This is a genomic window from Pseudomonas corrugata (genome assembly GCF_001269905.1).
GTDB classification, from domain to species: domain Bacteria; phylum Pseudomonadota; class Gammaproteobacteria; order Pseudomonadales; family Pseudomonadaceae; genus Aquipseudomonas; species Aquipseudomonas corrugata.
In genome coordinates, this window is record NZ_LHVK01000010.1 from 158,912 (window position 1) to 183,116 (window position 24,205).

The 24,205-nt window shown below is 60.4% G+C and carries 24 protein-coding genes; 9 read left to right on the top strand and 15 right to left on the bottom strand.

Annotated features, from left to right (window positions below; translation table 11 throughout):
* Positions 1-19: 19 nt before the first annotated feature.
* The 3 genes from AD665_RS17265 to cysK form a co-directional block, all read right to left on the bottom strand.
* Positions 20-883 (bottom strand): DMT family transporter, encoded by an 864-nt coding sequence (locus AD665_RS17265; RefSeq protein ID WP_053192953.1) that lies wholly within the window; start codon positions 881-883, stop codon positions 20-22.
* A 339-nt stretch (positions 884-1,222) separates the two neighbouring features.
* The gene (locus tag AD665_RS17270; RefSeq protein ID WP_024780425.1) at positions 1,223-2,161 is read right to left on the bottom strand and encodes an aspartyl/asparaginyl beta-hydroxylase domain-containing protein; all 939 of its coding nucleotides are present in this window, start codon (positions 2,159-2,161) and stop codon (positions 1,223-1,225) included.
* 207 nt (positions 2,162-2,368) lie between these two features.
* Complete coding sequence (cysK, locus tag AD665_RS17275; RefSeq protein ID WP_024780424.1) at positions 2,369-3,343, bottom strand: cysteine synthase A; 975 nt, start codon at positions 3,341-3,343, stop codon at positions 2,369-2,371.
* A 131-nt stretch (positions 3,344-3,474) separates the two neighbouring features.
* On the opposite strand from cysK, the gene AD665_RS17280 reads away from it, so the two are divergent.
* From AD665_RS17280 to AD665_RS17290, 3 genes are all read left to right on the top strand, one after another.
* Positions 3,475-4,551, top strand: coding sequence for a DUF748 domain-containing protein (locus AD665_RS17280; RefSeq protein WP_053192955.1), 1,077 nt, complete (start codon positions 3,475-3,477; stop codon positions 4,549-4,551).
* Between the two features lie 210 nt (positions 4,552-4,761).
* Complete coding sequence (locus tag AD665_RS17285) at positions 4,762-5,607, top strand: AAA family ATPase (RefSeq protein ID WP_024780422.1); 846 nt, start codon at positions 4,762-4,764, stop codon at positions 5,605-5,607.
* Positions 5,608-5,641: 34 nt separating this feature from the next.
* On the top strand, positions 5,642-6,820 hold the full coding sequence (locus tag AD665_RS17290) for a vWA domain-containing protein (RefSeq protein WP_053192957.1): 1,179 nt from the start codon (positions 5,642-5,644) through the stop codon (positions 6,818-6,820).
* Between the two features lie 105 nt (positions 6,821-6,925).
* Here the strand turns inward: AD665_RS17290 and AD665_RS17295 are convergent, their stop codons facing one another.
* The 8 genes from AD665_RS17295 to ltrA all read right to left on the bottom strand — a co-directional run bounded on the left by AD665_RS17295 (position 6,926) and on the right by ltrA (position 14,524).
* Complete coding sequence (locus AD665_RS17295) at positions 6,926-7,846, bottom strand: 5-oxoprolinase subunit C family protein (protein WP_053192958.1); 921 nt, start codon at positions 7,844-7,846, stop codon at positions 6,926-6,928.
* Positions 7,843-8,547 carry a 5-oxoprolinase subunit PxpB gene (gene pxpB, locus AD665_RS17300; RefSeq protein ID WP_053192959.1) on the bottom strand — a complete coding sequence of 235 codons (705 nt, stop codon included), beginning with the start codon at positions 8,545-8,547 and terminating at the stop codon, positions 7,843-7,845. Before pxpB ends, AD665_RS17295 begins: the two co-directional genes overlap by 4 nt.
* Positions 8,544-9,296: a 5-oxoprolinase subunit PxpA gene (locus AD665_RS17305; RefSeq protein ID WP_024780418.1), complete on the bottom strand. Its 753-nt coding sequence runs from the start codon at positions 9,294-9,296 to the stop codon at positions 8,544-8,546. The genes pxpB and AD665_RS17305 overlap by 4 nt, the downstream gene beginning before the upstream one ends.
* A gap of 63 nt (positions 9,297-9,359) precedes the next feature.
* Complete coding sequence (locus tag AD665_RS17310; protein WP_053192960.1) at positions 9,360-10,646, bottom strand: MFS transporter; 1,287 nt, start codon at positions 10,644-10,646, stop codon at positions 9,360-9,362.
* Positions 10,647-10,866: 220 nt separating this feature from the next.
* Positions 10,867-11,409 (bottom strand): DUF2937 family protein, encoded by a 543-nt coding sequence (locus AD665_RS17315; RefSeq protein WP_024780416.1) that lies wholly within the window; start codon positions 11,407-11,409, stop codon positions 10,867-10,869.
* 12 nt (positions 11,410-11,421) lie between these two features.
* Positions 11,422-12,198 (bottom strand): class II glutamine amidotransferase, encoded by a 777-nt coding sequence (locus AD665_RS17320; protein ID WP_024780415.1) that lies wholly within the window; start codon positions 12,196-12,198, stop codon positions 11,422-11,424.
* Between the two features lie 32 nt (positions 12,199-12,230).
* Positions 12,231-12,731, bottom strand: a complete 501-nt coding sequence (locus tag AD665_RS17325; protein ID WP_024780414.1) for a hypothetical protein — start codon at positions 12,729-12,731, stop codon at positions 12,231-12,233.
* 95 nt (positions 12,732-12,826) lie between these two features.
* Entirely contained in the window at positions 12,827-14,524 is a 1,698-nt protein-coding gene (gene ltrA / locus AD665_RS17330; protein WP_053192961.1) for a group II intron reverse transcriptase/maturase, read from the bottom strand.
* 1,143 nt (positions 14,525-15,667) lie between these two features.
* Here ltrA and AD665_RS17335 point away from each other — a divergent pair.
* Positions 15,668-17,722: a S9 family peptidase gene (locus AD665_RS17335; RefSeq protein WP_053192963.1), complete on the top strand. Its 2,055-nt coding sequence runs from the start codon at positions 15,668-15,670 to the stop codon at positions 17,720-17,722.
* 136 nt (positions 17,723-17,858) lie between these two features.
* A complete protein-coding gene (locus tag AD665_RS17340; protein WP_024780412.1) occupies positions 17,859-18,332 on the top strand; it encodes a cyclic nucleotide-binding domain-containing protein in 474 nt (157 codons plus the stop codon).
* A 44-nt stretch (positions 18,333-18,376) separates the two neighbouring features.
* Here AD665_RS17340 and AD665_RS27010 read toward each other — a convergent pair whose 3' ends face one another.
* Positions 18,377-18,664 (bottom strand): hypothetical protein, encoded by a 288-nt coding sequence (locus AD665_RS27010; RefSeq protein WP_080686279.1) that lies wholly within the window; start codon positions 18,662-18,664, stop codon positions 18,377-18,379.
* A gap of 74 nt (positions 18,665-18,738) precedes the next feature.
* On the opposite strand from AD665_RS27010, the gene AD665_RS17345 reads away from it, so the two are divergent.
* The 4 genes from AD665_RS17345 (at position 18,739) to AD665_RS17360 (ending at position 20,958) form a co-directional block, all read left to right on the top strand.
* On the top strand, positions 18,739-19,425 hold the full coding sequence (locus AD665_RS17345) for a spermidine synthase (protein ID WP_024780411.1): 687 nt from the start codon (positions 18,739-18,741) through the stop codon (positions 19,423-19,425).
* Positions 19,426-19,473: 48 nt separating this feature from the next.
* Complete coding sequence (locus AD665_RS17350) at positions 19,474-19,848, top strand: YajD family HNH nuclease (RefSeq protein WP_053192965.1); 375 nt, start codon at positions 19,474-19,476, stop codon at positions 19,846-19,848.
* Between the two features lie 184 nt (positions 19,849-20,032).
* Entirely contained in the window at positions 20,033-20,503 is a 471-nt protein-coding gene (locus AD665_RS17355; protein ID WP_003198862.1) for an RNA methyltransferase, read from the top strand.
* A 77-nt stretch (positions 20,504-20,580) separates the two neighbouring features.
* A complete protein-coding gene (locus AD665_RS17360) occupies positions 20,581-20,958 on the top strand; it encodes a YgaP family membrane protein (protein ID WP_053192966.1) in 378 nt (125 codons plus the stop codon).
* A 379-nt stretch (positions 20,959-21,337) separates the two neighbouring features.
* Here the strand turns inward: AD665_RS17360 and AD665_RS17365 are convergent, their stop codons facing one another.
* From AD665_RS17365 to AD665_RS17375, 3 genes are all read right to left on the bottom strand, one after another.
* Positions 21,338-22,570 (bottom strand): hypothetical protein, encoded by a 1,233-nt coding sequence (locus AD665_RS17365; RefSeq protein WP_024780409.1) that lies wholly within the window; start codon positions 22,568-22,570, stop codon positions 21,338-21,340.
* Between the two features lie 31 nt (positions 22,571-22,601).
* Positions 22,602-23,051 (bottom strand): YcgN family cysteine cluster protein, encoded by a 450-nt coding sequence (locus AD665_RS17370; protein ID WP_024780408.1) that lies wholly within the window; start codon positions 23,049-23,051, stop codon positions 22,602-22,604.
* A 167-nt stretch (positions 23,052-23,218) separates the two neighbouring features.
* On the bottom strand, positions 23,219-24,151 hold the full coding sequence (locus tag AD665_RS17375; protein ID WP_024780407.1) for a D-2-hydroxyacid dehydrogenase: 933 nt from the start codon (positions 24,149-24,151) through the stop codon (positions 23,219-23,221).
* Between the last annotated feature and the right edge of the window lie 54 nt (positions 24,152-24,205).

Below are 24,205 nucleotides of genomic sequence, written 5' to 3' on the forward strand. Positions count from 1 at the left end.
GTCACTGAACCGCTAATGGCTAGCGGCGCTTACGAAACACAAACACCAGCCCGATGATGATCAGCACCATCCCCAGCAAGCTCAACAGCGCCAGCCGGTTGCCGAATACCAGGTAATCCATGACTGCCGTCACTGCCGGCACCAGGTAGAACAGGCTGGTGACATTCACCAGATTACCCCGTGCAATCAGCCGGTACAGCAGCAAGGTCGCCAGCACCGAGACCACCAACCCCATCCACAACACCGGCATGATGAAGCCCCCGTTGCTCTCGAAATGGAATGGCTGGAACGGTACGAACACCGCGCACAGCAAAAGCCCGGCCAGGTACTGCACCGGCAGCGTGCCGAGGGGATTATCGGTAATGCGTTTCTGCATGATCGAGCCGGCGGTCATGGACACCAGTGCCAGCAAGCCGCACAGCATTCCGGTCAAGGAGATCCCGGCCAACCCGATGCCCTGGTACACCACCATGACCAACCCGACCAACCCGAGCGCCAGGCCGAACAGACGCGACCAGGAGCGCTGACGTTCAACGAGTACCACCGTGAGGATCGGTTGTACGCCCATCAGGGTGGCCATTACGCCAGGGGTCACGTTCATTTGCAGGGCCAGCAGATAAAAAATCTGATAGGCACCCAGCAGCACCAATCCAGTAGTGGCGGCAAAGATCATCGGCTTGCCGACCTTGGGCAGCTTGAACCTGAACACCGGGATCAACAGCACCAATGCGCACAGCGCAATGGCAAACCGGATCAGCAGGAAAGCAAAAGGTGAAGCGTGGGCCAGGCCCAGTTTGGAAAAGATTGCCCCGCTGCTCCACAGCAGGACGAACAGGCTCGTGGAAGCCGCCGCCAACAAGGCGTTTTTGGATAGGGAAAACATGGATACCACCTGTAGTCAGGCAAAAGCCAACTCAGCCGAAGCTGAAGTCCAGTAGTTTTTTCAGGCAGGCACAGGGGATGGCAACCGTTGCCGATCAGCCCTGAACGCCAACACCCGGCGGTGATACGACGGCGTATACCGGTGGGCTACTGACAGGAGGGGGGTATTGACCGATCTGCACAGGCTGCTGATTCCCGCACGGCACGACGCCAGCGTTGAACGCTGGAACCACAACCGCGATGACAGGGGATACAGGCATGAGCCGATCTCTTTGGAGAGGTGGGTTCGAAAACCCGACGAGCGCTGACTATAACCAGCGCCCGACGCATTGCGCAACGGTTAACCGAACAACCAATAGCCAAGGGCCGTGAGCACCAGCACCGCCAGCACCGGTCGCATCACCCGGTACACCTTGGGGTACTTGCGTTTCCATTGCTTGACCCGGCCGCTGATACCATCGCTGAACGACTTGCTCCAGGCGTAGGCCTGGTTGATGCCGCCAACGCGTTCGTCATCCAGATTCTGTGGAGCGGTGGCGCGGCCGAGGATGCCACTGACAGCGCGATTTAGACGGGTCATCAAGCGGTTGCTCAAGGGGCGCTCGATATCGCAGAACAGGATCACCCGAGTCTGTGCTGTTTCATTCTTGACCCAGTGCACGTAGGTTTCATCGAACATCACATCTTCGCCGTCGCGCCACGCATAGATCTGGCCATCGACGAAGATCCGGCAATCGTCGGAGTTGGGTGTGGAGAGCCCCAGGTGATAGCGCAACGAGCCGGCGAACGGATCGCGGTGCGGGTTCAAATGGCTGTCGCCGGGCAGCAGTGCGAACATCGCGCCGCGGACATTGGGAATCCGGTTGACCAGCTCGACGGTCCTGGGACACAGCAGTTCGGCCGATGGCAGCGGTTTGTCGTACCACTTGAGGTAAAAGCGCTTCCAGCCTTTCTTGAAGAACGAGCCGAAGCCGGCGTCGTTGTTCTTTTCGGCAGCCCGGATGTAACCCTCGTCGAACAGGTGCATCGCCTCGTCACGGATGACCTGCCAGTTGTCCTTGAGCACATCCAGTTCGGGAAACTTGCTGCGGTCCAGGTACGGCCTGGAAGGTACGCCGGAGAACAGGTACATCAATGTGTTATAGGGGGCGAACAGCGCCGAATGGTTGACGAACTGGCGCAATACCGGCAAACGGGCCTTGCCGCGCAGGTGCACGTAAAGGGTACTGCCCAGAAACAGCAGCAGTACCGACGCCTTGGCGACAAACGAAACGGTCATTCATAACTCCTTGTCAAAAAACAACGGGGGCAACGTCAACTGCCCGACATGGCGGGGAGCGATGCTAAATGCTCTTGCCCCGGGTAAAAATCGTCTGACGCAATATTCACTATTGTGCAGGACGCAATAAACCTGACAGGCGTCACCTGAACCCTGCCTGACGCCAGTCAAAACACCTTCAGTCCTGTTGAAGGCTTCGCCACTGAGTTACTGCTGGCTTTCCTGTTCGGTAAACAGATCACTGAACAGCATGCTCGACAAGTACCGCTCGCCCGAATCCGGCAGGATCACCACGATCGTCTTGCCCTGCATCTCCGGTTTTTCCGCCAGGCGTGCGGCCACGGCCATCGCAGCGCCACAAGAGATGCCACAGAGAATGCCTTCTTCCTGCATCAAGCGCAGAGCCATGGCCTTGGACTCATCGTCCGTCACCCGTTCAACCTGATCGACCATCGACAGATCCAGGTTCTTCGGGACAAATCCGGCGCCAATCCCCTGGATCTTGTGGGGGCTGGGCTTGATTTCCTGGCCCGCCAGCGCCTGGGTGATCACCGGCGAACTCTCCGGCTCCACCGCCACCGAGAGGATCGGCTTGCCGCAGGTGTTCTTGATATAGCGGGAAATCCCGGTAATGGTTCCGCCAGTGCCCACGCCTGCCACCAGCACGTCCACCGCGCCGTCGGTGTCGTTCCAGATTTCCGGGCCGGTGGTTTTTTCGTGGATTGCCGGGTTCGCCGGGTTATCGAACTGCTGCGGCATGAAGTAACTGGACGGGTCGCTGGCAGCAATCTCGGCAGCTTTGTCGATAGCCCCCTTCATGCCCTTGGCCGGTTCGGTCAGCACCAGTTCGGCGCCGAGAGCCTTGAGCACCTTGCGCCGTTCGATGCTCATCGAGGCCGGCATGGTCAGCATCAACTTGTAGCCACGAGCGGCGGCGACGAACGCCAGGCCAATTCCGGTATTGCCCGAGGTCGGCTCGACGATGGTCATGCCCGGCTTGAGCCTGCCGGTGCTTTCAGCGTCCCAGATCATGTTCGCGCCGATCCGGCATTTGACCGAATACCCCGGGTTGCGCCCTTCGATCTTGGCCAGGATGGTCACGCCGCGCGGAGCAATGCGATTGATCTGCACCAGTGGCGTATTGCCGATGGAATGGGCGTTGTCAGCGTAGATACGGCTCATGACTAGGTCCTTAGTGATGCGTGAATTCAAGCGCCTAAAGGTATGCCTGTTGCCCAAGGGCGTCCAGTTGCACCGAACGTTCGCAGTGCTGTGACGGTCAATGCTTTTAATATTGCCGGAGACTGAATGACATGAAGCGTCGATACAGCTGGCCACTATGGACCCTCGCGGCCATCGTTGCGGTGCTGGTGGCCCTGCATTTCACGTTGCCCTACCTCGTGCGCAATTACCTGAACGACAAACTGGCCGACATGGGCGATTACCGGGGCCAGGTCGTTGACGTGGACCTGGCGCTATGGCGCGGGGCCTACCGGATCAACGGTCTGAAAATCATCAAGGTCGACGGCAAGGTCCCGGTACCGTTCGTCGACGCCCCTCTGGTTGATCTGTCCGTCAGTTGGCACTCGCTGTGGTATGACCACGCAGTGGTGGCCGAGGCAGAGTTCGCCCGGCCCGAAGTGAACTTTGTCGATGGCGGTGGCAACCGACAGGACTCCCAGACCGGCCAAGGCACCAACTGGCGCGAGCAACTGAGCAAACTGCTGCCCATTACGTTCAACGAGGTGCGGATCAGGGACGGCAAAGTGACCTTTCGCAACTTCAACTCCAAGCCACCAGTCAACCTGCGGGCAACCGACGTCAACGCCAGCTTCTATAACCTGACCAATGTGGTCGACACCGAAGGCAAGCGCGACGCTCGTTTCGAGGGCAAGGCCCTGGTGGCCGAACACGCGCCGCTGGAGGTGCAAGCCACTTTCGATCCGTTGAGCAAGTTCGAGGATTTCGACTTCCGCCTGAGGGCCAGGAACGTCGAACTCAAGCGCCTGAACGATTTCGCCGCGGCCTATGGCAAGTTCGACTTCAACGCCGGTCATGGTGACCTGGTGATCGAGGCTGAGGCGAACAACGCCAAACTCAGCGGCTACATCAAACCGCTGCTGCGGGATGTGGATGTATTCAATTGGCAGCAGGACGTGGAAAACGAGAAAAAGAACATTTTCCGCTCGATCTGGGAAGCATTGGTCGGCGCAGGCGAAACCGCCCTGAAGAACCAGCGCAAGAACCAGTTCGCTACCCGGGTTGAACTCAGCGGCAATGTCCATCAACAGGACATCAGCGCCTTCGAAGCCTTCCTGCAGATCCTGCGCAACGGTTTCGTCGAGGCCTTCAACGCGCGCTACGAGCAGCCGCCGCCGTCGAAGGATTAGCACGTGGCGAGGGAGCAAGCGCCCTCGCCACAACCGCCCTCCTTTATCCGGCCACCCGCCGAGACCGGGTCAACATGTGACGCCCCATTCAGAGACTGAATACAGCGTCTGCGTTCACAGTCGGCGGGACGTCGCGCTATAGTCGAGCACGACATTTTATTTCGCGCCCCCCGCCTCGCCGGGCCAGCGACACGTTCGAGGAAATTGCAGATGAAGTTCGAAGGCACCAGCGCCTACGTGGCCACCGATGACCTGAAGCTGGCCGTGAACGCCGCCATCACTCTGGAGCGGCCGTTGCTGGTCAAGGGCGAGCCGGGCACCGGCAAGACCATGCTGGCCGAACAACTGGCGCAGTCCTTCGGCGCGCGTCTGATCACTTGGCACATCAAGTCCACTACCAAGGCCCACCAGGGCCTGTACGAGTACGACGCGGTCAGCCGCCTTCGGGACTCGCAACTGGGGGTGGACAAGGTCCATGACGTGCGCAACTACTTGAAGAAGGGCAAGCTCTGGGAGGCTTTCGAATCCGAAGAGCGGGTCATTCTGCTGATCGACGAAATCGACAAGGCCGACATCGAGTTCCCCAACGACCTGCTGCAGGAACTCGACAAAATGGAGTTCTACGTCTACGAGACCGATGAAACCATCAAGGCCAAGCAGCGCCCGATCATCATTATTACCTCCAACAACGAGAAGGAGCTGCCGGACGCATTCCTGCGCCGCTGCTTCTTCCACTACATTGCCTTCCCGGACCGCGTCACCCTGCAGAAAATCGTCGATGTGCACTACCCGGACATCAAGAAGGACCTGGTCAGCGAAGCGCTGGACGTGTTCTTCGACGTGCGCAAAGTACCGGGCCTGAAGAAGAAACCCTCTACTTCCGAGCTGGTGGATTGGCTCAAGCTGCTGATGGCCGACAACATCGGCGAGGCGGTACTGCGCGAGCGCGACCCGACCAAGGCCATTCCGCCGCTGGCCGGTGCCCTGGTCAAGAACGAACAGGACGTGCAGCTGCTTGAGCGCCTGGCGTTCATGAGCCGTCGCGGCACGCGTTGAGCCCTCTTCGTCAACAAGCGCGAGGGCCACTGCCATGCTGCTGAACCTGTTCAATGAGATGCGCGCCGCCAAGGTGCCGGTGTCGGTGCGCGAACTGCTGGACCTGATCAACGCGCTGAAACAGCGGGTGATCTTCGCCGACATGGACGAATTCTATTACTTGTCCCGAGCGATCCTGGTGAAGGACGAGCGCCATTTCGACAAGTTCGACCGAGCGTTCGCCGCTTACTTCAACGGCCTGGAAAAACTCGACGACCATCTCCAGGCGCTGATCCCCGAAGATTGGTTGCGCAAGGAGTTCGAGCGTTCGCTGACCGATGAGGAGCGGGCGCAGATCCAGTCCCTGGGAGGCCTCGACAAGCTGATCGAGGAATTCAAGAAGCGCCTGGAAGAACAGAAGGAACGCCATGCCGGCGGCAACAAGTGGATCGGCACCGGCGGCACCAGCCCGTTCGGCTCCGGTGGTTTCAACCCTGAAGGCATCCGCGTCGGCGACGCCGGCAACCGCCAGGGCAAGGCCGTGAAGGTCTGGGACCAGCGCGAGTACAAGAATCTCGACGACCAGGTCGAACTGGGCACCCGCAACATCAAGATCGCCCTGCGCCGCCTGCGCAAGTTTGCCCGCCAGGGGGCGGCCGAAGAGCTGGACATCGATGGCACCATCGACCACACCGCCCGGGACGCCGGCCTGTTGAACATCCAGATGCGCCCCGAACGGCGCAACACCGTCAAGCTGTTGCTGCTGTTCGACATCGGCGGCTCGATGGATGCCCATGTGAAAATCTGCGAAGAACTGTTCTCGGCCTGCAAGACCGAATTCAAGCACCTGGAGTACTTTTATTTCCACAACTTCGTGTACGAGTCGGTGTGGAAAAACAACCTGCGCCGCACCTCGGAACGCACTTCGACCCAAGACTTGCTACACAAGTATGGCGCAGACTACAAAGTGATCTTCATCGGCGACGCCGCCATGGCCCCCTATGAAATCACCCAGGCCGGCGGCAGCGTCGAACACTGGAACGAGGAAGCGGGCTATGTGTGGATGCAGCGTTTCATGGAGAAGTACAAGAAACTCATCTGGATCAACCCTTACCCCAAGGACACCTGGGGTTACACCGCCTCGACCAACATCGTGCGGGAATTGGTGGAGGACCGAATGTATTCGCTGACCCTGCGGGGGTTGGAGGAAGGGATGCGGTTTCTTTCCAAGTAAGGACTGTTGTCGAGCATTCGGGCCTCATCGCGAGCAGGCTCGCTCCCACCCTGGATCTCCGTCACACATGAGATCCCTGTGGGAGCGAGCCTGCTCGCGATGCTTCTAGCGGTCTAAAAAGCCCCGCAAGCACTCCACCTGCTGCCGATGCGCAACCTCCTGCACCACCGGCCGCAACCGCACCTGGGTCCCTGGCAGGCATTGCGCCAACCGCGCCAGGGACAATGGCGTCAAGGCACCCAGGCGCGGGTAGCCGCCAATGGTCTGCCGGTCGTTGAGCAGTACGATCGGCTGGCCGTCCGGCGGTACCTGTACGGCCCCCAGGGGAATGCCCTCGGAAATCATCGCAGGCCCCTGGTACTCCAGCTCAGCGCCCAGCAGGCGGATGCCCATGCGGTCGGCGCGGCTGTCCAGCGTCCAAGGCGTGTTGAACGCGTCGAACAGGCTCCGTCCGCTGAACGCGCCATTCTGCGCCCCCAGGATCAGCTCCAGCGGCTGAGCCTGCTGGAAATCCGGAATCAGCCTGCCCGGCATCGGCCGAGGCGTGACCGGGCCTGAATAGCTCAAGTGCTGGCCACGGCCCAGCGCCCGCCCCAGCCCATCCAGGCCGCCGAGCTCTTCACGCACCACCGTCGCCCGGCTGCCCAGCACCGCCGGCGCATCGAACCCACCGGGGGCTGCGAGGTACGCCCGGGCACCCAGCACAGGTTGGGTCAACGCCAGGGGCTGGCCTTTGCGCAAACTGAAATAGCGCCACGATGCCACGGCCTGGCCGTCCAGCCGCGCCCCGAGATCGGCCCCGGCCAGCGCCAGTACGCAATCCTCTTCAGCCACTACCGTGAAGCCGCCGAGGGTGATCTCCACCGTCGTCGCGTCCAGAGCATTACCCAACATCCAGTTGGCCCAGGCCATCGACAGCCAATCCGCCGCGCCGCCCTGGGTCACGCCCAAATGTCTGACGCCGAAACGGCCGCCGTCCTGCAACAGGCACAGCGGTGTGCTGGCCTCGATCAACAAACGGCTCATGCCAGGGCCTCCTGCGGTGTGTCGTCGCCGTCCAGTGCGATGAATTCGGCGTGGTCAACTGCGACAAAGCGCACCGTGTCGCCGGGCTGCATCAAGCTGTAGCCGTCACGCTCGCGATCGAACAGTTTGGCCGGAGTACGGCCGATCAGGTTCCAGCCGCCGGGCGACACCAGCGGATACGCCGCGGTCTGGCGCTCGGCAATGCCTACGCTACCTGCTGCCACTCGCTTGCGCGGCGTGTCGAGGCGCGGCGCGGCCAGCATTTCGTTCACCAGCCCCATGAAGGCGAATCCCGGTGCAAAGCCCAGGGCGAACACCTGGTATTCGTGCTCGCTGTGACGACGGATCACCTGCTCCACCGTCAATCCGCTGCGACTCGACAACAGACTCAGCTCAGGCCCCACGCTGGCGTCGTACCACACCGGCAGCACATGGCTCTGGCCGACCGAGCGGGCGTCGGGGGAGAGATTGTTCAGCGCTTCGTTGACCAGGTCCCGAGCCTGCGCCGGGTTCAACGCCAACATGTCGTAATGCACCATCAGCGTGGTGTAGGACGGCACCAAGTCGATCAGGTATTCGGCGAACACCTCGCGCAGACGCTCGCTGGCAGCGAGCATCCACGGCATGTTGGTCTCGGCGATCTCATCGAACAGTCGCACCATCAGGCAGTCCACCGCGACCACTTCCACCCGTGGTCTCATGATGCACGCTGCCGGTCCAGCGCTTCGCAGATGCGTTGCACCGCCGCCACGGAGCTGGCGTTGTCACCGTGCACGCACAAGGTATTGGCGTGCAGGAGCAACGCGCTGCCATCGCTGGCGACCAGCGAGTCGCCACGAGCGATGGCCAGGGCCTGCCCGATGATGGTTTCGGCATCGTGATGCACCGCGTCCGGCAAGTGTCGCGAAACCAGGTGACCGGCGCGGTCATAGGCACGGTCGGCGAAGGCTTCGAACCACAACGTCAGACCATATTCGTCACCCAGGGCCTGGGCGGCGCTGTTATCCCGGGTCGCCATCAGCATCAGCGGCAACTGCGGGTCATAGGCCGCGACGGCCTGGATGACGGCGCGCAGTTGCGCCGGGTTGGCCATCATGTCGTTGTACATCGCGCCATGGGGTTTGACGTAGCTGACCCGCCCGCCCTGGGCCCGGCAGATACCGTCGAGAGCACCGATCTGGTAATGCAGCAGGTCCTTCAGCTCCTGGGCGGTATAGGCCATGGAGCGGCGGCCGAAACCCGCCAGATCCTGATAGGCCGGATGGGCGCCGATTTGCACGCCGTGGTTCAGGGCCAGGCTGACAGTCTTGCGCATGATGCTTGGGTCACCGGCATGAAAACCGCAGGCGATGTTGGCGCAATCGATGAAGGGCATCACCTCGGCGTCCAGACCCATGGTCCAGTTGCCGAAGCTTTCGCCGATGTCGCAGTTCAGTAGCAGGCGGTTCACAGTGAACGCTCCTGTAGGTTGTTTCTTTTCTGGCCGTGGGGCCTGCGCCCCACAGATTATCAGTTACTCGGCATCCAACTGTTTGCCCTGGGTTTCCGGCAGGCTGAGGGCCGCCAGGATCACCACGCCGTAGGACACGGCCGCGAATGCACCGATGCCGACACTCAATGACACCTTCTGGCTTAGCAGGCCGATCAGCAGCGGGAACAGCGCCGCCAGTGCGCGGCCGATGTTGTAGCAGAAACCCTGGCCCGAACCGCGGATACGGGTCGGAAACAGTTCGGTAAGGAACGAGCCCATGCCGCTGAACATCCCCGACGCGAAGAACCCCAGGGGAAAGCCCAGCCAGAGCATCACGTTGTTGCTCACAGGCATCTGGGTGTACAGCAACACGATGACGAACGAACCGATGGCGAACAGGACAAAGTTCTTCTTGCGGCCAAGGATGTCGGTCAGATAGGCGCTGATGACGTAACCCACATAGGAACCAACGATCACCATCGCCAGGTAGCCACCGGTACTCAGCACACTCAAGCCACGTTCATTCTTCAGGAAGGTCGGCAACCATGAGGTGATGGCGTAGTAGCCACCCAGCGCACCGGTGGTCAGCAACGAAGCGCGAATCGTGGTGAAAAGAATGCCTGGGGCGAAAATCTCGTAGAACTTCGCGGGATTGCTCGGTTCCTCGCGAGCCTTGGTCTGGTTATAGATTTCCGGTTCCTTGACCATGCGCCGGACGAAAATCACGAATATCGCCGGGACCAGGCCGAGCATGAACAGGGCACGCCAGGCGTCTTCCGGTGCCAGCACCGAAAACAGCAGCGCGTACAGGATTGCCGTCATGCCCCAGCCGAGAGCCCAACCCGCCTGCACCATGCCAACCGCCTTGCCGCGGTCCTTGGCGCGGATCACCTCGCCCATCAGCACCGCACCGGCGGTCCATTCACCCCCGAAGCCGAAGCCCATCAGGGTACGGGAAATCAGCAGTTGATCGTAACTCTGGGCCAGGCCGCACAGGAAGGTGAAGAACGCAAACCACAGCACTGTCAATTGCAGGGTGCGGACCCGACCGATGCGGTCCGAGAGAATACCCGCTACCCAGCCGCCAAGGGCAGAGGCGATCAGGGTGCTGGTCTGGAGCAGCCCCGCCTGTCCGGTGGTGATGCCCCACATTGCGATCAGGGTCGGTACTACGAAACTGAGCATCTGCGTATCCATGCCGTCCAGGGCATAACCGATCTTGCAGCTCCAGAAGGTGCGGCGCTCCTGCTGATTGATGTTGCGATACCAGTCGAACGGGCCGGAACGGGCCTGGGTTTGGGGGACGCCGAGTGTGTCAGGGGCACTCATGGTGGTTCTCCACGGTTTTATTGTTATAAGCCTCAACGATGGGAACGTTGAGACCGGTTGCCCCGATTCTTGGGCCCACGGCGCGGCGCGTCCAACGAATAAAATTGCGGACGGGTCATAAGAAAAAGTTGATTGGATGGGAAAACGGGGGGCGTGGTTGATCACCCTTGTGGCGAGGGTGCTTGCTCCCTTGCCACAGAAAAGCTCTATCGGGGCTGTGTCAAAGCCCGCGCAAATTCCGCTCTTCAATCGGCCGGCTCTGGCGCAGGCGCTTGCCGCCCAGCACCACCCAGTCGATCAGGCGGAACAGGCATTCCAGACCGAACGACAGCAGCATGGCGCCGCTGATCCCCCAGATCATCGCTTCAGGGGTCAGCAGGACCTGGTAGCTGTAGCCGTTCCAGGTTTCCTTGCGGATGTCTGGATCGGCGGCCAGCGCCACTTGCAGCAAACGGATATACCACGGGCCTTGCATCGCCTGGTATTGCTTGTCCAATGCCTGCTGGCGCACAAGCAGCGTATTCAGGCTGTCGGCATCGCTGCGAAAGATCGGGTCCTCACTGGCACGGTAATGAGCCACCAGGGCCTGCATGTCACCCTTGAAAAACTGGTTGGCCGTGCCCTGAAACCCTTGCAAGCCGTTCTGGGCTTCGATCAGGTGCGCTTCGACCCGCTTGGCGTAATCGCTGATGAAACCCGGCACCTGGACTCCGACCAGCAGGCCCACTGCAAACAACACCAGCCTTAGATAACTGAGCAACATAACGTGACGTCCTTATTCGGTGCGGCCATGGCTGACGCATTCGCCGCGTCGCCACAGGCTCCATTGGCCCGGTTCATAGCGGGTCCAGGTTTCGTTTTCGGTCAAGGGTTCGGTGGCGATCACCGTAACCACGTCATTGGGCGTGGTTTCAGCCTGGAAATCCACAATCACATCCACGTCCTTGAGCCGCGCCGGGCCGAACGGCGCGCGACGGGTGATCTGGGCCAGTTTGGTCGAGCAATAGCAGAACAGCCAGTCGCCGTCGCTGAGCAGGCAATTGAACACGCCCTTGCTGCGGTACTCGGAACAGGCCTGGATCAGCGAGGACAGCAGTTGTTCCACCTCCACCGGTTCCGGAAAAGCCTGGCGCACGCGGTTGAGCAAATCACAGAACGCCGCTTCGCTGTCGGTATCGCCCACCGGGCGGTAGAAACCCACTCCCGGCCGGAAACCGGCTAGCTGGCCGTTATGGGCAAAACACCAATTCCGCCCCCACAACTCGCGCACGAACGGGTGGGTATTGGAAAGGCAGACCTTGCCGACGTTGGCCTGGCGGATATGCCCGATCACTACTTCGCTCTTGATCGGATAGCGCTGCACCAGGTTCGCCACTTCCGACTCGCTGCTGGCCGCCGGATCCTGGAACAGGCGCAGGCCACGGCCTTCATAGAACGCGATGCCCCATCCATCCCGGTGCGGCCCGGTCTTGCCGCCGCGCTGCATCAGCCCGGTGAAGCTGAACACGATATCGGTCGGCACATTGGCGCTCATGCCCAGTAACTCACACATGCTCGGACTCTCGCTTGAAGGGGCGGGCCGGGTTACAGACGCGGCTCGATACGCGAACGCTGGGGGTTGCTCGGCACTGGCGGGCGACCGTAACGGTCATCGCCGGCCACGCCGAACGGCGGCTCGTCGTCCTGCGCATCAGCCGCAGCGGCCGCCGCTTTCGCGGCGGCGGCCCTTTCCTTGCGAGCGTTGGAAGCACGCTCGATGGGGAAGCGGATCAATGCGAAGATCAAGTAGACGCCGAAGGCAATCATGCCGTACATGAGCAGGTCGGACGCCGCCCGCCAGACGTTGTTGCCAACCTTGAACAGAATGTCCAGGGCAGCAATGGCCAGGGCCGGGGCGAATTTGTCCTTCACCGGGTCGACAATGGTGGGGCAGAACAGCAACACCGCCATCAGCAACCGCAGCGGCTCGCGCAACCAGCGCCACATCCAGCGGGTGATGCGCATCCATACCAGCAGGCAGCCCAGTGCGGCGAAGGCATAGAGGCCCCAGGCAATCAGATAGTCGTTCTCGGTCATGGTGTCCATGGCAAGGCAGGCAAGTCGGGTAGGAACAGACCATTACTGGCCTGTGCCCCCCTAAGAACCGTACGTGCGCCTTTCAACGCATACGGCTCAAGTCTTTAGAAAGCCCCTTGCGGAGCCGGCTTGTTCACTGTCAATCCACGGCTATGGAGCTGCTGATGACATACTGGGTGCAATAGTACCCGGTTATCCAAGGTGTCTCCACCGCCCTGGGAGCGATGGATAATATGGTGGTCATGCCAACCACTGACCTTGGTGATCGGTTGTTTGCACAACGGGCAAAGACCACGTTGGCCTTGGAAGAGCCTGACGATCTGCTTCCGGTACTTCAGCTTCTTGAGCATCCGTTCCATCCGTAATTTTTCGCCCATTTCTTCCATGGAAGGATCGAAGGGATTGAACACCCCACTCACCTTCCTATGCCGCTCAATCGGTGTACTCGCTAACAGATACATAGGAGCTAGCGTTTTTGTCCCATCCTTCTTCAACACCGAGGTGGCGAATATCCAATTTCTCCCTTCATAAGCCCGAAAATAATTTCTTCTGACCCAATCCAACGATTTGTTGGGATGTCGCCGTTTCGCCCAATGCCATAGGGCAGAGAAAATCGTACTGTCCATCCGGCTGTACGCCTTCTTGGCAACCACTGGCTGGTGATACTGCGCCCAGCCTCTGAGCAACGGATTTAGCAGTCGGATCAGATCCGCCTGTGTCGCCGTTTTGTGGGTGCTGATGACCTCCTTGACCTTGCTATAGAACGCTTTCACGTTTTTCTTGCTCGGCTTGATCAGGAGCTTCCCATCGTACTTGCGGAAATTCCATCCAAGAAAGTCAAAGCCTTGATCAATGTGGACGACATGGGTTTTTTCAGGCGACAGCTGCAGCCCTCTTACAGCGAGGAACCGCTCAACCCAAGGTTTAATCTCGTTTTCCAGCACCTCTTTCGAGCCTCCTGTAATCACAAAATCGTCCGCATAACGCACCACATTGATCTTCAGCTTTTTGGCCTTTGTCACGCCCAGATGTTGCTTGAGCTGTGCCTCCAGTCCGTCCAGCACCATGTTTGCCAAGGTGGGCGAAATAATCCCGCCCTGTGGTGTACCGGCTTCCGTTGCCTGTAGCTGGCCGTTATGAATCACACCAGCTTTCAACCATTTCTGAAGCACCGCCTTGTCCATTGGAACGTTGGCAATGAGCCAGTCGTGGTTGATGTTGTCAAAGCAGCCCTTGATGTCCGCTTCCAAAACCCATTGGGCCGAGACCTTTTTGGATAGGCACACGAACAGCTGTCCCATCGCATCCGCCGTGCAACGTTCGATCCTAAAGCCGTAGCTATTTGGATCACCGGTGGTTTCTGCGATAGGCGCCAGGGCAAGCAGATATAGCGCCTGCATTGCCCTGTCTGTCATGGTTGGGATGCCCAGAGGGCGTTCCTTTCCATTTGACTTCGGAATAAACACACGCCGTAAAGGCCGTGGCTTATATCCGTGCCGCTTCAACCCATTCGCCGCTTTCCATTTGGCATCGGGTGTATCCCAGAGCACGCGGTCGACTCCCGCCGTGCGCTTGCCCTGGTTTTCAGTAACTCGTCGTACGGCCAGGTACCTAGCCGAACGAGAGCGGGTCAACATTCGTTGCAAGGCTTTCACTCTGCGCCAATTGTTTTCCCGACAAGCCTTCGCAATCCGCACCTGCATCACCCGGACATTCCGCTGAACGCGACACCAGTCGATGTCGTGCCATTGCTGCGGAGCACCGGAAGGCGCAGGCACGGCCGTATGGCTGTGTACTAGCATGCTGCCTTCCTCTCAATTTGCCTGAGCTGAAGACGTACGCATCCCCTGACGGGAATGGACGCTCCCGTCAGGGCTGGATAAATGTGAAATCCAAACCTCGGATTTCTAAGATTGTTGAGACAGGTTCACTCAGAGTTCATGCGACGAAAGACCACGCAGAAGTCTGCCCGGTTTCCCGTGAGGTAATGTTCCAACCCCTATCCGGTCCATTACAGTCCGGCTTTCGCTTTCTCTGCGATCCCATACCCGCACAGCCAACAGTTCACCTTACGGATCCCCTGCCCTAAGGCAGCTGTACGGGCTTACCACGTTCCCCACCTGTCACACGATTGGTTTAGGGCCTACCTTTTCGCCGGTGACCTTGATGACGACGTACCCCCAGCCTCTACAGAGGTATCCGATCACTTTGCCTTTTGGCTCAAGCCTGGTAGCAGTTTCGGCTTGTTTATAATTACGACGTTTATCAGCAGTTCACATATGTTGCCCATGCCAACCAGCCTGGCGCCTCAACCCGGTACTGCTCCGAGCATCTCTGCATTGCCTCGCAGCAAGTGCAGACCCGTTTGGGGGCTACGTTGTTGGAAAAGCTTCACACCTCATCGTTGCCAATGACGCATGTTTTCCTAGGCTATCGTTGGTCGTACAACGAGTCCGCTGCTAACTTGGAGTCAAGCTAGATGGACAATGACAGGCAGAGCTTTCGCTCGAGTCTTCAGATAGATGGGAGCAAGAACTGACATCGCAGCATGCCCTGAGAAGTGTTTCCTCCTGTTTCAAAAGGAGGAGAAAACCCCTGCGGGAATTTTCTCCCGCGCGGGTTGGGTCCTAAAAGGACCGAGGATTTAGTGGGCACTCCAGAGCCAGGTGAACTGGTTCTGTGGTCGAACTTCCGAGCGCTGATCGACCTTGGGCTACCACCGCCGCAGCGGCAAGTCCTTGAAGGTAATGGACTTCTGGGCCGGTTTTGTTTCTCGAGACTGGGTACCCGAGCTTTTTGGTTTTCTTATGAAAACCCTTCAAGATGACCAATACACCTTGAAGCTGAAGACACGCTACGCGTGTCGCACAGAGGCGCTTATAGTAACGGCTTTTCGCCCGTCAGGCTGCCCAGACGTGCGCCATGAATATGTTCGAGAGCCTTTCATGTCCTTATCCGCCCATGTTTCCAACGCCCCGGTAGCCCGAAAGGACGCCGGTGTCGACCCGTATGCCTGGCTGCAGGAACGCGACACAGACGCCGTGCTCGACTACCTCAAGGCCGAAAACCGCTTCCAGGAAGATCAACTCGCCGACCAGGCCGAACTGCGCGAAACACTGTTTCAGGAAATCAAGGGCCGGATCCTCGAGACCGATCTGTCCCTGCCCTCGCCCTGGGGTCCTTACTTGTACTACACCCGCACCACGGCCGGTGACGAGTACCCTCGCCACTACCGCTGCCCGCGCCCGGCGGACGACAGCCTGACCGTGGACGAACACCATGAACAATTGCTGCTGGACCCGAACGCGCTGGCCAATGGCGGTTTCTTTTCCCTGGGTGCCTTCAGCATCAGCCCCGACCACCAGCGCCTGGCCTACAGCCTGGACACGACGGGCGACGAGACCTACACACTGTTCGTGAAAGAACTGTCCAACGACAAAGTCAGTGAACTGTCCTTCGAAAACTGCGACGGCAGCATGACGTGGGCCAACGACAGTCTCACGCTGTTTTTCGGCGAACTGGACGATACCCACCGCCCCCACAAACTCTGGCGCTATCGCCTTGATGGCACCGCCGCCGAAGAAGTGTTTCATGAACTGGACGGGCGTTTCTTCCTGCATTGCTACCGTTCGAGCTCCGAGCGGCAGTTGATCCTGTCTTTGGGCAGCAAGACCACCAGCGAAGTCTGGGTACTGGATGCCGCCCAACCCCAGCAGTCCTTCACCTGCCTGGCGCCACGGGTTGAAAATCACGAATATGACGTCGATCACGGCCTGCTCGACGGCCAATGGACCTGGCTGATCCGCAGCAACCGCGACGGGATCAATTTCGCGCTGTACCAGGCCCCCGACACGGGCGCGGCGCCGACCGAGGCCGACTGGCAAAACCTGATCCCCCACAGCGACACGGTAATGATCGATGGCCTGAGCCTGAATGCCGGCGCCATGACGCTGAGCCTGCGGGAGGGAGGCCTGCCGATCATCGAGGTTCATCCGCAGGACTTGCCGGCTTATCGCGTACAACTGCCGGATGCAGCCTACAGCCTCCATGTGCAGAACAGCCTGGAGTTCGCCAGCGAACACATCCGCCTGCGTTATGAAGCCCTGAACCGCCCGGCGCAGATCCGCCAGTTGGACCTGGCCAGTGGCGAACAGGTGGTCCTCAAGCAAACCCCGGTACTGGGTCCGTTCGATGCCGATGGCTACGTCAGCCAGCGACTTTGGGCTACGGCACCGGACGGCACGCAGGTGCCTATCAGCCTGGTGGCCAAGCGCGAGGCCCTCGGCCAACCGGTGCCGCTGTATCTGTATGGCTACGGCGCCTATGGCGAAAGCCTCGACCCATGGTTTTCCCATGCGCGACTGAGCCTGCTCGACCGCGGCGTCGCCTTTGCCATTGCCCACGTGCGAGGCGGCGGCGAGCTGGGGGAAGCCTGGTACCGCGCCGGCAAGCAGGAGCACAAACACAACACCTTCAGCGACTTCATCGCTTGTGCCGAGCATCTGATCGGCAATGGCTTTACCACTGCCGGACAACTGGCGATCAGCGGCGGCAGTGCCGGTGGCCTGCTGATCGGCGCGGTCCTCAATCAACGCCCGGAGCTGTTCAAGGTCGCGATAGCCGAAGTTCCGTTCGTCGATGTGCTCAATACCATGCTCGACCCGGACCTGCCATTGACCGTCACCGAATATGACGAATGGGGCAATCCGGAGGAGCCGGACGTTTATGATCGGATCAGGGCCTACGCGCCGTACGAAAACGTCCGCGCCCAGGCGTACCCGGCGCTATTGGTGATCGCCGGCTACAACGACAGCCGTGTGCAGTATTGGGAAGCGGCCAAGTGGGTCGCGAAATTGCGCGCCACCAAGACCGATGACAACCCGTTGCTGCTCAAGACCGAACTGGGTGCCGGCCACGGCGGAATGAGCGGTCGCTATCAGGGGTTGCGTGACGTAGCACTCGAATACGCATTTGTGTTGAAGATTTTGGGCAAGGCTTGAGGAACTCTGCTTGAGGGCCGGGTCTTAGCTCCATGAGCTGGGCCCAGCCTTGGCACAATTCAGAACTGTGGGAGCCTGCTCGCTCCCACAGGGATCATCCCACTCTTGCAAAGAACACCAAAAAAGACCGTAAGCCATGCCAGAACCGACCTTACTGAACAATGAAATCCGCGACTGGCTGATGGACTGCGGCCTGTTCGATCAATTGCTGCCTGTCGACTTCGCCGCCGCGTCGGGCTACTTCAGCATCAGCGCCATCGCCCAGGGTGAAGCGATTTTCCGTGAGGGCGATGCCGGCAGCTTCATGTGCATCATCCACACTGGCCAGGTGGCCGTGCAAAAGACTGGTCCCGACGGGCAACCGGTGACCATCGCCACCCTGCGCAGTGGCAGGGCGTTCGGTGAAATGGCCGTGCTGGATGGCGAACGGCGTTCGGCCAGTTGCATCGCCGCCAGTAATTGCCAACTGCTGAACCTGGGCAAGGACTCCCTGGAAAAAATGCTCAACGATGCCCCCAAGGTCGCCGCGAAAATCATCCGCGCCCTCGCCGTCTCCCTCTCCAAGCGCCTGCGCATGGCCGATGGGCAGTTGTTGTCGCAGCAGGTCTAGCGGCACATCTCCCCTGTGGGAGCGGCATCCAAACCGAATGAAGTTCAGCCCCCCGGCGACTTGGCCTTGGGCGGCTTCACCTCCATCCCCGGTAGCGGTTGATCCGGCGGCGGCCTGGGTATCTCGATCGGTGGCAGCAAGGGTGGCCCGTCATTGCCGGAACCAGCCTTGGGCACGCTGCTGGGTGCGACCGGTGGGTAGGGCATCGGAGTGGGGGTACCGGGCGAACCAGGAATGCTGGGTGGGCTGACCGGAATCGTCGGCTGCTGGGCCTGTGCACAACTTATTGAGAGCACCGCCAGGGCAATGGCCGTTAGAATGATGCACTTCATCAGTGGCTCCGTGGCTACTGTCACCTTCAGGCTAGACCCTACCGCACCGGCCCGCCCTCCCTCATGAGATTTCCATGAAACGTTTCGTTCTGCTCGACACCACTCCCATCCCCGACAATGGCGGTGCCCTGTGCCTGTTCGAGTACGGCGAAGACTTCGTCATCAAGATACAGGGCGGTGACGGCGGCCAGCTGATGAACACCCGCATGCACGGCTCCGAGGATGCCTTGGCGCAGATTCCCTGCCGCAAGGTCGCCGGGCGTCCGGACTCACGCGTGCTGATCGGCGGCCTCGGCATGGGATTCACCCTCGCCTCGGCCCTCAAGCATCTGGGCAAGAACGCCGAAGTCGTGGTGGCCGAGTTGGTACCCGGCGTGGTGGAGTGGAATCGCGGCCCCTTGGGCGAAAAGGCCGGGCGACCGCTGGAGGACCCACGCACGGTGATCCGCCTGGAAGATGTAGCCAAAGTGCTGCAAGCTGAGCCCCAGGGTTTCGACGCGATCATGCTCGATGTCGATAACGGCCCCGAAGGCCTGACCCAGAAAGCCAACAGTTGGTTGTATTCGGCCGGCGGCCTGGCCGCCTGCGCGAAGGCCCTGCGTCCCAAGGGTGTGCTGGCGGTCTGGTCGGCCAGTGCTGACCGGCAGTTTTCCGACAAGCTTAAAAAGGCCGGCTTCAAGGCCGAAGAGGTGCAGGTGTTCGCCCATGGCAACAAAGGCACCCGCCACACCATCTGGATTGCCGAGAAACTCAAGGGCTGAGCTAAACTTCGTTCAACCGTCATCAGTCTTATCTACAAAGGTGAACCCATGAGTTCGTCAACACCTCCTTCCAATACCGCGAAGCTGGATCGCATCCTCGCTGACGCCCAGCGCGACCGGGAAATGGGTTACCGCGACAAAGCCCTGAAAATGTACTCCCACGTCTGTGGCCGCTGCGCCCGTGAGTTCTCCGGCAAGCGCCTGAGCGAACTGACCGTTCACCACCGCGACCACAACCATGACAACAACCCGCAGGACGGTTCCAACTGGGAACTGCTGTGCCTGTACTGCCACGACAACGAGCACTCTCGCTACACCGACCAGCAGTACTTCGGCGACGGCTCCCTGAGCACCCCGAAAATCGCCAAGGCGACTCACAACCCGTTTGCGGCGCTGGCCGGGCTGATGAAGAAAGACGAGTAACCGGCAAGGTACCGAGCGCCTGTCAGGCCCTCATCGCGAGCAGGCTCGCTCCCACATTGGAATGCGGTTTCCTGTGGGAGCGAGCCTGCTCGCGATGGCGATGCTACCTTCACCACCCATATTGAAACTGACCCCCTCCCCCATTCCCCGTATAATCGCGCCTTTTCCCAAAGGCACCCCGCCCGTGGCCAACAAACGCTACAGCTGCATCGGTCTGTTCAACCCAAAATCACCGGAAAACGTCGGTTCGGTCATGCGTGCCGCCGGTTGCTACGGCGTGGCGTCGGTGTTTTATACCGGCAAGCGCTATGAGCGGGCCGCCGACTTCGTCACCGACACCAAGAAAGTCCACTACGACATTCCGTTGATCGGCATCGACGACCTGAAGAAGATCCTGCCCCTGGGCTGTGTGCCAGTGGCCGTGGAGCTGGTGGAGGGTGCCCGCCCCCTGCCCGAATACACCCACCCGGATCGGGCACTGTATATCTTCGGCCCCGAAGACGGCTCGCTGGACAAGGACATCCGGGACTGGTGCGAAGACGTGGTGTACATCCCCACCACCGGCTGCATGAACCTGGCAGCTACCGTCAACGTCGTGCTGTACGACCGCATGGCCAAAGGCAACAACACCCGCTCGGGGCCACAATTCCGCTGACCGGTGGGAAATTCCATGGAACGACGGATTCCCTCGGGCAGTCAGTTTTATACCAATTCCCACACTGGAGACAGACCATGAGCGATAACAATCCGTTCGAGCCAATCGAGAGCACGCCGTTCCAATCCCGCCCAGCGCAAAACGTCCACGGTTGGGAACGCGCCGGCTCCCTGGCGGGCGGCGTGCTGATGATGGGCAAGGGCTTGCGTCGTGGCGGCATTATCGGTCTGGCTCAACTGGCAATCGGCGGCATGGCGCTGGCGCGGGGCATCACCGGGCATTGCTCGGCCAAGACGCTGCTGGAGAAGAGCCGCCAGAACCTGAGCGACGCCCGTGTCCGGATCGAGCAGGTCGGCGATGAACTGAGCCGCATGAAGGCCAACGCCGAGGCGGCAACCGGCACGGCTACGGTGACCGGGAATGATTCGTTGGATTCACCGAAGACCGGGCTTTGAACTTGTAGCGCAGCTAAAGGCCAATCGCGGGCAAGCCTTGCTCCCACAGGAACCCCGCTGCCTGTGGGAGCAAGGCTTGCCCTGATGCCAGTCAGGCAAGAATCAGACAGTGCAAAACCTGTGGGAGCAAAGCTTGCCCTGATGCCAGTCAGGCAAGGATCAGACAGTGCAAAACCTGTGGGAGCAAAGCTTGCCCTGATGCCAGTCAGGCAAGGATCAGACAGTGCAAAACCTGTGGGAGCAAAGCTTGCCCTGATGCCAGTCAGGCAAGGATCAGACAGTGCAAAACCTGTGGGAGCAAAGCTTGCCCTGATGCCAGTCAGGCAAGGATCAGACAGTGCAAAACCTGTGGGAGCAAAGCTTGCTCGCGATGGCGGTATTACTGGAGTAACCGGTTATCCAGCACCGTAGACGCACCGCCCAGAATGCTCTCGCTGAGCTGCACGAATTCGCGGGTGTCGACCGTTTCCAGGCGCATCGCCGCCTGCAGCACATCATCGAGCGAGCGTTTGTTACGGGTTTTCAAACGAATTTCCCGATCCAGCTCCTGCAGCAACAGCACCGCCTTGGCGATCATCGCGGGGCTGACCTGTTCGCCGCGCAGGGTCGTCACACCCTGACTATCCCGGGCCAGTCGCTCTTCCAGGGTCTTGTAACGCTCGTCGCTCATGCCGCCGGCGCGGCGCAGCAGCTCGATGGCGTAGTACTCAGCCAGGCCTTCGCTGATCCAGTCACTGCGTTCACGGTCGTGGACACGGGCAAGGGTCTGCACCAACTCCCGCAGCAACGGGCTGGTGCCCCGTTCGCTGACCAGCGGCGGACGGCTGTGCAGGTAAATCGACTCATGGCCGGCCAGGGCACCACGCCACAATGGGTCTTGGGCACCAACGATCAGCAGTTTCGTGGGGTGGCGCGGTATCAGCGCCTGCACCTGCGGCCAGACGAAGGTCAGCAGCGTCAACACGTCCATCCGACGCATGCCCTGGCCCAGGGGCGAGGCCACAGTGACTTCGGTTTCACCCAACCGCGTTCGGCGGCTGCCGAGCTTGCCGGCCAGCATCCACCCCGTGGGACGGTCGAATAACCGCGAAGGGTTGTCGATACGAAAACGTCGCTTGCCGATACGTGGCCAGGGCGTTTCGACGCTTTTCCAGCCGGCGGGCAATTCAACGTCCAGGCGCGCCACCAGTTCGACGCCGTCTTGCTGGTCGAGCCGGGCTGACGGCACCAGGTCATCACCACGTAGCAAGGCCCAGGCAGGGGTCATGCGGGTTTCGAAGGTGCCATTCTTGCGCCCATGGCTGATGCGCACCCGGTAGGTCAAGCTGGACTTGTCGGCGCTCGGGCGCCAGAGGCCTCGCGTGGTTTTACCTGAAGTCAGTTGCCACTGACCGTCCGCCATGAAATCGCTGTAGCGGCTGCCGTCGCCGAGATCGAAATCCAGGCTGCGCACCGCCGAACCTCGAGCCAGGGTCAAGCGCACCTCGGCCTGATCGCTCTGCGGCAACAGGTGCACGTGATAATCCAGATCGACCTTCTGTGCCGCCCATAGCGGGCCGCACACCGCCAGCAGCCCCCCGATCGCCAGCATCCGTTTCAACCCTGCATCCATGGGCTCTCCCGGTGATGCAACGCCCGACGATTCAGCCGGCGCGAAAAATCAGATGATCTTCCCAATCGTCTTCAGGCACGCTGCCTTCGGCCAGCATGCGCCCGGACTGGGAAATACGTTCGTGGTGCACGGCATCGCGGTCGCCACAGACCAGATGGTGCCACAGCGGCAGGTCCTTGCCCTCGCTGACCAGCCGGTAAGCGCAGGTCGGCGGCAACCATTTGAACTCATCGGCCTTGCCCGGCGTGAGCTGGATGCAATCGGGAACGGACTCGCGGCGACGCGGATAATCGGTGCACTGGCAGGTTTTCAGGTCCAGCAGTTTGCAGGCGATGCGGGTGTAGTAGACGCTGTTGTCGTCTTCGTCTTCGAGCTTTTGCAAGCAGCACAGGCCACAGCCGTCGCACAGCGATTCCCATTCCTGCGCATCGAGCTGATCGAGGGTCTTGCGTATCCAGAAAGGTTCGACTTTGGCGGCCATGGCTCAAGTATCAACATCAGGTGGTGAAAAGGCCGACAGTCTAGTGCCGGGACCTCTTCAGGCCAAGCGGCGGCGACTGTCGGTAAGGCGATTGGCCGGAGGCAAACTCCACCCTGTAATCCTGCACAGATCGAAGCCCGCTCCCACAATGGATTTTTTGGGGGGGGTCAATAGCCCCGGGTGAAATCCACTTCCCCGCGCAAGGCCTCGCCGGCCTGGTAGGCACGCAGGTTTTCCAGGAACAGTTGCGTCATCAGCGGCGGCGACGTCGGTGCCGAGCTGTGGCCGGTCAACAGCAAGCCCCATGCCGTCCAGAACGGATGACGCTGCGGCAGCGGTTCCTGACGACAAACGTCGATCACTGCGCCGGCCAGGTGCCCGTCTTTCAAGGCTTGCACCAGGTCCGCGTCCACCACGGCGACGCCGCGTCCGGCGTTGATGAACAATCCGGTGGGCTTGAATTGCTTGAACAGCGCCGCGTCGTACACGTCATGGGTATGCGGCGTATTGGGCAGCAGGTTGATGACGTAATCCACTTCGCCGACCAGACGCGGCAGATCCTTCATCGCCCCGACCTCGACAAAAGGGGCCAGCTCCCTGGCCTCGCTGGCAATGCCATAGAGTTGCACACCAAACGGCACGAGGAACTGCGCCACCCGTTGACCGATATCACCGGTCCCGACGATCAGCGCCTTGCGCCCCGCCAGCCCCTGCCCCTGGCGGTTGTCCCACTTGCGCTCGACCTGGCTGACCAGCCGCGCCAACACCTCGCGCTCATGGCCAAGCATGTAGGTAAGCACGTACTCAGCCATCAACTGACCGAAAATACCTACCGCCCGGGTCAACCGGTAATCGCGTGTCAGCCCCTCGGCCAACAGTGGCGTGATGCCCGCCCAGGTCGATTGCAGCCACTGGGGCCGATGGCCCTGGCGCAGCAGGGTAGCCAGCAGATCGGGCTGGCCAAACCAGACCGGGCAATCGGCGGCCAGCCGGGATAATTCAGCGGAGTCACCGCTGGTCAGCACTTCAATATCGGGCGCCGCCTGGCGCAACAGTTGGGCATATACCGCGTGGTCGTGTTCGGCAATCAGAACGCGCATGAATCAAACCTTTAAAAACAGTGCAGACGAACGCCGACAGAGTGTCGCTCCATC

What these genes read in the sequence shown, in the direction of transcription:
- ltrA (WP_053192961.1), bottom strand. Translation starts at nt 14,524, where the DNA reads ATGCTAGTACACAGCCATACGGCCGTGCCTGCGCCTTCCGGTGCTCCG.
- AD665_RS17270 (WP_024780425.1), bottom strand. Translation starts at nt 2,161, where the DNA reads ATGACCGTTTCGTTTGTCGCCAAGGCGTCGGTACTGCTGCTGTTTCTG.
- AD665_RS27010 (WP_080686279.1), bottom strand. Translation starts at nt 18,664, where the DNA reads ATGAAGTGCATCATTCTAACGGCCATTGCCCTGGCGGTGCTCTCAATA.
- AD665_RS17315 (WP_024780416.1), bottom strand. Translation starts at nt 11,409, where the DNA reads ATGTTGCTCAGTTATCTAAGGCTGGTGTTGTTTGCAGTGGGCCTGCTG.
- AD665_RS17375 (WP_024780407.1), bottom strand. Translation starts at nt 24,151, where the DNA reads ATGCGCGTTCTGATTGCCGAACACGACCACGCGGTATATGCCCAACTG.
- AD665_RS17360 (WP_053192966.1), top strand. Translation starts at nt 20,581, where the DNA reads ATGAGCGATAACAATCCGTTCGAGCCAATCGAGAGCACGCCGTTCCAA.
- AD665_RS17280 (WP_053192955.1), top strand. Translation starts at nt 3,475, where the DNA reads ATGAAGCGTCGATACAGCTGGCCACTATGGACCCTCGCGGCCATCGTT.
- AD665_RS17350 (WP_053192965.1), top strand. Translation starts at nt 19,474, where the DNA reads ATGAGTTCGTCAACACCTCCTTCCAATACCGCGAAGCTGGATCGCATC.
- AD665_RS17345 (WP_024780411.1), top strand. Translation starts at nt 18,739, where the DNA reads ATGAAACGTTTCGTTCTGCTCGACACCACTCCCATCCCCGACAATGGC.
- AD665_RS17265 (WP_053192953.1), bottom strand. Translation starts at nt 883, where the DNA reads ATGTTTTCCCTATCCAAAAACGCCTTGTTGGCGGCGGCTTCCACGAGC.
- AD665_RS17285 (WP_024780422.1), top strand. Translation starts at nt 4,762, where the DNA reads ATGAAGTTCGAAGGCACCAGCGCCTACGTGGCCACCGATGACCTGAAG.
- AD665_RS17310 (WP_053192960.1), bottom strand. Translation starts at nt 10,646, where the DNA reads ATGAGTGCCCCTGACACACTCGGCGTCCCCCAAACCCAGGCCCGTTCC.
- AD665_RS17320 (WP_024780415.1), bottom strand. Translation starts at nt 12,198, where the DNA reads ATGTGTGAGTTACTGGGCATGAGCGCCAATGTGCCGACCGATATCGTG.
- cysK (WP_024780424.1), bottom strand. Translation starts at nt 3,343, where the DNA reads ATGAGCCGTATCTACGCTGACAACGCCCATTCCATCGGCAATACGCCA.
- AD665_RS17335 (WP_053192963.1), top strand. Translation starts at nt 15,668, where the DNA reads ATGTCCTTATCCGCCCATGTTTCCAACGCCCCGGTAGCCCGAAAGGAC.
- AD665_RS17365 (WP_024780409.1), bottom strand. Translation starts at nt 22,570, where the DNA reads ATGGATGCAGGGTTGAAACGGATGCTGGCGATCGGGGGGCTGCTGGCG.
- pxpB (WP_053192959.1), bottom strand. Translation starts at nt 8,547, where the DNA reads ATGAGACCACGGGTGGAAGTGGTCGCGGTGGACTGCCTGATGGTGCGA.
- AD665_RS17290 (WP_053192957.1), top strand. Translation starts at nt 5,642, where the DNA reads ATGCTGCTGAACCTGTTCAATGAGATGCGCGCCGCCAAGGTGCCGGTG.
- AD665_RS17295 (WP_053192958.1), bottom strand. Translation starts at nt 7,846, where the DNA reads ATGAGCCGTTTGTTGATCGAGGCCAGCACACCGCTGTGCCTGTTGCAG.
- AD665_RS17370 (WP_024780408.1), bottom strand. Translation starts at nt 23,051, where the DNA reads ATGGCCGCCAAAGTCGAACCTTTCTGGATACGCAAGACCCTCGATCAG.
- AD665_RS17325 (WP_024780414.1), bottom strand. Translation starts at nt 12,731, where the DNA reads ATGGACACCATGACCGAGAACGACTATCTGATTGCCTGGGGCCTCTAT.
- AD665_RS17340 (WP_024780412.1), top strand. Translation starts at nt 17,859, where the DNA reads ATGCCAGAACCGACCTTACTGAACAATGAAATCCGCGACTGGCTGATG.